This window comes from Synechococcus sp. WC101, assembly GCF_047461555.1.
Classification (GTDB): domain Bacteria; phylum Cyanobacteriota; class Cyanobacteriia; order Thermostichales; family Thermostichaceae; genus Thermostichus.
Genome location: NZ_JANSHG010000150.1, coordinates 1 through 5875 on the forward strand (window position 1 = coordinate 1; position 5875 = coordinate 5875).

The following is a 5875-nucleotide window of genomic DNA, read 5'->3' on the forward strand; positions in this document are numbered from 1 at the left end:
ACTGGCCCCCTGGGGCAAACGGATCGGAGCCTTTGCCCTGGATTTTGGGCTGGGGCTGGGGGTCTCCTACCTGGCGCAGGGCCTGGCTTCCCTGGTAGGAGCCGATGCGGGCGCCGTGGATATGACCGGCTACATCGCCTTTTTTGCCACCTGGTTGGTGAACCGCGGCTACTTCCAATCCCGCCCCGCCGGCCAAAGCCTCGGCAAATGGCTGCTGAACCTCAAAACCCTGGATCCCGAAACCGAGGCCTCACCCCATCTGGTGCGCTCCCTGGCCCGCGAAGGGGTGCTCTCGCTGTTTATCCTCACGGAAGCCCTGCTGGTGCCTTTGGCTGCCGATGGCCTGTTCGCCCTTTTCGATAAAGAAAAACGCCAGAGCATCCACGACCGCGCCGGACGCACCCTGGTGGTGGAATCGGAGCGAGGCTACCACCTGGATGAAAAAGCCCTGCGGCTGCTGCAGGAAATTCTGGAGGGAGAAGCCGCCGAGGACGTCAAGTCCGCTGCTCGCGACCTGTTGCGCAAAGCTCAGCGCAACGAAACTGTGCGCGATCTTTCCAGACAGATGCAGCGCCTGAGCAGGGACGTGGATCGGAACACCCGCGCCCTCCGCCAACAAACCGGCAGGCAAGTCAAAAACTGGGTTGATTCCGTCAAAGAAAAGTTGGATAATTGGTGATCGCGCTTGCGAGGTAGCCCATCTCCAACCTCGTTGGCTGGGGTTTTGGGGATCTCGAGCCGACTTTCACCTCCATCTTGGGATCCACTATGGCCAAAGCAAAGGGTGCCCGCATCATCATTACCCTGGAATGTACGGAGTGCCGCACCAACGTCAACAAACGTTCTCCGGGGGTAAACCGCTACACCACCACCAAAAATCGCCGTAACACCACGGCTCGCTTGGAGCTGAAGAAATTCTGCCCCAAGTGCAACCGCCACACCGTCCATAAAGAGATCAAATAGTTCAAGACGCTTTACCGTTCTCCTGACCTATGGTTTACGCTCGTCGCCGCCTGTCTCCCATCAAACCGGGAGAGCCGATCAAATACACCGATGTTGAGCTGCTCAAGAAATTTGTAACCGAGCGCGGCAAGATCCTGCCCCGCCGCATCACGGGGCTGACTGCCAAGCAGCAGCGGCAAGTCTCCAAAGCCATCAAACAAGCGCGCATCCTAGGCCTTCTCTACTTTGTCAACAAAGAAGGGTAAGTTGCTGTCTGCTTTCTCCGGATCCCGATGAGCCTGCAGCTTTCGCCGCAATTGCAAGCTCGAATGGCCCAGCCCCTTGAGATTGGGGGGGTAAAGGTTTTTAGTCGTGTCTTTCAGGCACCCCTGTCAGGCGTAACCGACAAAGTGTTTCGGGGGTTGGTACGCCGCTTTGCCCCGCAAAGCCTGGTCTACACCGAGATGGTGAACGCCACCGGGTTGCACTATGCCCGCGAGCTGCCCCGCATTATGGAAGTGGGTGAAGGAGAACAGCCCATCGGCATCCAGTTGTTCGACTGCCGGCCCCACTTTTTGGCCGAAGCGGCTCGCATGGCCGTGGATGAGGGGGCGACCTTGGTGGATATCAACATGGGCTGCCCAGTAAACAAGATTACCAGAAACGGCGGCGGCTCTGCCCTGCTGCGGGAGCCGGACACGGCAGCCCGGATTGTGGAAGCGGTGGCCAAGGCTGTACCTGTACCTGTTACAGTGAAAACTCGCCTGGGCTGGTCAGATCAGGAGATCAACATTCTGGATTTTGCCCATCGGCTGCAGGAGGCTGGAGCGCAACTGCTTACTTTGCATGGCCGCACACGCGCCCAGGGCTTTAGCGGCAAGGCTCGCTGGGATTGGATCCGCCGGGTCAAAGAGCACTTACGCATTCCGGTGATCGCCAACGGCGATATTTTCTCGACTGATGCAGCGGTAAAGTGTCTGGAGGAGACCGGAGCCGACGGGGTGATGTGCTCCCGCGGCACGATGGGCTACCCCTTCCTGGTGGGGCAAATCGATCACTTCCTGAAAACCGGCCAAGAAAGGCCGGCTCCTACCCCCCTGGATCGGATTCAAATGGCTTTAGAACACTTGCGGGGCCTCTGGGAGTATAAGGGAGAACGTGGCATCCGTCAGGCCCGCAAGCACATGACCTGGTACATCAAGGATTTTGCCGGCGCCTCTCAGTTTCGCGCCCTTCTCTGTCGCATCGAAACCTTGCAAGAAGGGGAAGCCCTTCTGCTTCAGGCCATGGAGCGCTGCCAAGAGGCCCCGCTGCAACCGGAAGAAGTAACTGAAGACTCAAACGAAGAGCAATTTGAAGAGACTACCTGAAATTGAGTGGGGGATCCTTTTACCCTGACGGCTGGGCGGTAGCCAATCGGTCTTTGACCGCCGTTTGCAAACGGTCGTTTTTATCTTGAAACAAGGCATCCACGCTTCTGGAGAAGCGACCCTGACTTGCTATGGGCAGTTGAGCATAAGCAAACTGCTCCGGCTGAGGCCGAAATGACAGTAACCATGCCAAACAGAAGCTCGCGGTCAGCAGCTTCAGCCGCACCTGAGCTCGATGCGAGCTTTTGGTCTGGCGGGCCTGGCCAGCCTCCCGCAGGCTGCCACGGTTTTCCCGAGCAGCCTGTGGAAAACCTGTGGAAATCCTCCGAAGGCCGCCCCCAGCCTTCATGGGATCCCCAGACCACATCTAGAGCAACGAACCACTACATTAGAGCATCCCACACTGGTCGTACGTTAAGTTTTATAAATTTGTCAGGGAATAGCAACATTTTCATCCCCCTCAGCCTGTGGAAAACTTGTGGAAAACTTCAAAAATCTGTGGAAAACTTGTGGAAAAACCTCCCGAGTTATCCACAGAGTATTTATACCTTGTGGAAAGTTGGCCAAGTTATCCACAGTTTTTCCACAGGTGGGGAATACGATCAAAAGCTTGTGGCGCAAGGTTTTTCCGATCAATTTCCACAGTTTCCACAGCCCCTACTACTACTAGATTAAAAAATTAAATTGGGTAGGGATCGTGATTTTTAACTTTATCCTGCGCGCGCGAGGAAAATTTTTTGCAAAACTCGTCTGGGCAGGGAGGGATCCGTGGGAAGCAGGCGGTGTAGGATAGGCGTATTCAGCTCGCAAGTCCCCTGATGGTGCAAGCTCAACGTCCTGCGGATTGGGAAGTCGAAACCGGATCGCCCGCGTCTGCCCCGCGCGACGGCAGGTCTGGGGATCCCTTCCCCGTCAACAGGACAGAGTCCTTCGGCAAGGCTGTCGACCTACCTGCCGGTTGTCTTTGCTTCACCTGTGAGCAAGCTGAGCTCAGCCACCACCTTGCTGCAGTTAGCCGAGCTGTTGCCAGCCGTCCTGCCCTGCCAGTTTTGGCCAACGTGCTGGTAGAGGCAAGTGCAGAGGCACAGCGGGTTGCCCTGACGGCCTTTGACTTGAACTTGGGCATTCGCAGCGAGTTCGAGGCCGAGGTGAAGGGATCCGGTCGCACCACTCTGCCGGCCAAGCTGCTCAGCGACATCGTCAGCCGTTTGCCTAGCGGCCCGATCGGCCTCAGCCAAGTGCCGGAGAGCGCTGCCGTGACCCTTACATCGGCCGCCGGCCAGTACCAGCTACGCGGCATGCCTGCGGAAGAGTATCCCACCTTGCCCGAGATAGCGCCCCGTACTGCCGATGCCGATGCTGAGGAGGAGAGCTTAGCCGCCCAGATCCTTGAGCTGCCCATCGAGAGCCTGCTGCAAGGGATTGGCCAAACCCTCTTTGCCGCTTCCGGTGATGACACCAAGCAAGTGCTTACGGGTGTACATGTCAAGCTCTTGACCGGGGATCCGCCGCGGCTGGAGTTTGCGGCCACCGATGGACATCGCCTGGCGATAGTTCAGGTGGAGGCGGAAGGGATCCCAGTTGATTTGGCGGCTGGGGGGACGAAGCTGGATTTCACCATTCCCGCTCGGACTCTACGAGAGGTGGAGCGCATCCTCGGCGCCCAGACGGCCGCCTCCGCGGTGGAACTGCGGTTTGACCGGTCGCAGGTGCAATTTATTTTGCCCCCTGGCGCCGGCAGCGCTCAGTGCCAGCAGCGGATTACCAGCCGCCTTTTGGAGGGCCAGTACCCCGACTACAACCGCCTGATCCCCCGGCAATTTGAGCGGCATGTAACCCTGGAGCGTCGGCCTTTGATCGAGTCCTTGGAGCGAGTGGGGGTGTTTGCTGCCCAGCGGAACGACATCATCAAGTTCAACCTTTCTGAGGCAACCCAAACCCTACGCATCAGCACCGAGGCGCCCGATGTGGGCAGCGGCGAGGAATCTCTGCCGGTACAGATGTCCGGCCCTGACCTGGAGCTGGCTTTTAATGTGCGCTACCTGCTGGAGGCCCTTAAGGTGTTTCATACACAGCAGGTGAGCCTGGAGCTGAACGGCGCTACCCAGCCGGCCATCTGGAAGCCGATTGGAGCGACGCGCCTCTGCTATTTGGTCATGCCGGTTCAACTGCGGGCTACCTAGCCCACCCCAGCCTGACCCAAATCGAAGATTGGCCTCAGTTGCTCCCCTGACCTGTCCGGAGAGGAGAACAGGTGGCTGCCGATAGCAGCTCGAGCAAACCGGTGGGTAAACTCCTGCACCAAGTCCACCCGCCCTTGGCGCAAAACGGCCGGCTCCAGGCGCTCGGTCGTGTTGCAGGTCATTAACACCACCAACCTCTGCTCGCAGTCGAGATAATCGGGAGCGAGCACGCTTTGGTGAAGGGTGCCATCTAACAGGCTGAGGATGCGTTCGGTTTTGGTGCTCTGCTGGGCTACCTCGCTGGCTCGGTCTTGGGCGAGGTGATCGGCTTCGTTGATGATCAGGCAGACCCCCTCCAGGTAGGGGGGCGCGATGAACTCCTGCACGGCTTCGTGATCCAAGATGAGCACCGCATAGCGCAGGGGCCCCAGCAGCTCGTGGGTCACTGCCTGCGTCCATCCCGTTTTGCCCGTACCCGGGATCCCGTGCACCAAGACCGCCAATCGCTCCTGCTGTAGAAGCTGCAAAGGCCTGAATTTCGGTGGGAAAAGAACTGATTGGATAGGGGCTGTGGATTTGCCCGATCCGGCTTTGGTAGCCGCTCACCATCACTGCCAGATTGTAAGTAACCTTGCGAACAAGGGCCTGAGAGCCACGCCCAGCAGGGTGTAGCGGCGGCAGTTGTGATAGGTGGCCTGAACTTGTAGCCAAATCTGCGGCTCCGGTCAGAAGGCATAGGTGGTGCCCAGGCTGCTGATTTCCTCCCAACTGCTGAACCGCTCGACTGGATGGTAGAAGTAGCGCTCCATATGGAATTGCGCCAACTGCACCAGTCGCCCCAGATGCGCTAAAACTCTGAGAACGGTCATTTCCTGCAGGCGCCTTAAAACGTCATCGATGGGAACTTGATCCCGGCTCACCTGCTGCTGAATCGGCGTCTGCGTGGAGAGCTGATCATGAAATACTGTATGGTCGGGGCTGGGCAGAGGTGGAGTGACGCTATTCCAAAACCCTTCGATCTTGTAACAGGTATTCTCTGAAAGTTGAGAAGCGCGCTGTACTCTCTACGTCCTACCGCATTGGCAATATCGCTGCACACATCTCCAAAAATTTTTCGGCCAACGCCCAGGGATCCCGCACAGGAATACTCGGCATCGAAATGGCGGTACAGGGGTTTCCACCCGGATTGCAGTAGGTTGTGCCGGTAGCTGGGGTAATAGTCTTCGTAATCGTTATCCAGGCAGGGTTAGGGTCTGAGAAGAGGGGAAGCCAATAGGGGGTGCTAGGGCGTGGACGACTGAAAGAGCTGGGCTGTTGACGATTGCAGGGAATCCAAACGGCATGAGTCAAGAGTGTTCTGGGTGTGGTCAGGTGGTTCCC

General features: G+C 57.9%; 7 protein-coding genes. 5 read left to right on the forward strand and 2 right to left on the reverse strand.

Going from position 1 to position 5875, the window contains the following annotated elements:
• The 5 genes from NW809_RS10120 to dnaN form a co-directional block, all read left to right on the forward strand.
• A partial coding sequence (locus NW809_RS10120; protein ID WP_414402051.1) for an RDD family protein occupies positions 1-679 on the forward strand: 679 nt, incomplete at its 5' end.
• A gap of 89 nt (positions 680-768) precedes the next feature.
• Positions 769-963 (forward strand): 50S ribosomal protein L33, encoded by a 195-nt coding sequence (gene rpmG, locus NW809_RS10125; RefSeq protein ID WP_011430486.1) that lies wholly within the window; start codon positions 769-771, stop codon positions 961-963.
• Positions 964-992: 29 nt separating this feature from the next.
• Positions 993-1208 (forward strand): 30S ribosomal protein S18, encoded by a 216-nt coding sequence (gene rpsR / locus NW809_RS10130; RefSeq protein WP_011430485.1) that lies wholly within the window; start codon positions 993-995, stop codon positions 1206-1208.
• 63 nt (positions 1209-1271) lie between these two features.
• A complete protein-coding gene (gene dusB / locus NW809_RS10135; RefSeq protein ID WP_099836037.1) occupies positions 1272-2312 on the forward strand; it encodes a tRNA dihydrouridine synthase DusB in 1041 nt (346 codons plus the stop codon).
• 818 nt (positions 2313-3130) lie between these two features.
• Positions 3131-4495: a DNA polymerase III subunit beta gene (gene dnaN, locus NW809_RS10140; RefSeq protein WP_099835900.1), complete on the forward strand. Its 1365-nt coding sequence runs from the start codon at positions 3131-3133 to the stop codon at positions 4493-4495.
• On the opposite strand, the gene NW809_RS10145 is transcribed toward dnaN, so the two are convergent.
• Positions 4492-4998 (reverse strand): AAA family ATPase, encoded by a 507-nt coding sequence (locus NW809_RS10145; RefSeq protein ID WP_168174235.1) that lies wholly within the window; start codon positions 4996-4998, stop codon positions 4492-4494. The genes dnaN and NW809_RS10145 overlap by 4 nt on opposite strands.
• Positions 4999-5220: 222 nt before the next feature.
• Positions 5221-5415, reverse strand: a complete 195-nt coding sequence (locus NW809_RS10150) for a hypothetical protein (RefSeq protein ID WP_049749754.1) — start codon at positions 5413-5415, stop codon at positions 5221-5223.
• Positions 5416-5875 lie beyond the last annotated feature (460 nt).